Annotated in this window: 1 rRNA gene; it reads left to right on the top strand. The window is 57.2% G+C overall.

Features of this window, described 5'->3' with window-relative positions:
- Positions 1 to 86, top strand: a 16S ribosomal RNA gene (locus OP86_RS32645); the annotation flags it as partial.
- Positions 87 to 397 lie beyond the last annotated feature (311 nt).

Raw genomic sequence — 397 nt, 5'->3', positions numbered from 1 at the left:
AGGAGCCGTCGAAGGTGGGACCAGCGATTGGGACGAAGTCGTAACAAGGTAGCCGTACCGGAAGGTGCGGCTGGATCACCTCCTTTCTAAGGAGCACATAGCCGCTTGCAGGCGAATGTCCTGCACGGTTGCTCATGGGTGGAACGTTGACTATTCGGCACAGGAAGAGATCGGACTGCTAGTACTGCCCTTGGGGCGTGGAACGCTTCTGGGATTGACTGTGTCGGGCACGTTGTTGGGTCCTGAGGGAACGGAAACGTTGTCTCAGTGGTTGCCGGTCCCATGCTTGTTCAGGTGGGTGACTGGTCGTTGTTTGAGAACTGCACAGTGGACGCGAGCATCTGTGGCCAAGTTTTTAAGGGCGCACGGTGGATGCCTTGGCACCAGGAACCGATGA

This window comes from Streptomyces novaecaesareae (genome assembly GCF_000716875.1).
GTDB classification, from domain to species: Bacteria; Actinomycetota; Actinomycetes; order Streptomycetales; family Streptomycetaceae; genus Kitasatospora; species Kitasatospora novaecaesareae.
Note: the sequence above shows the minus strand (reverse complement) of the source record. Positions and strands in the feature narration are given on the sequence as shown.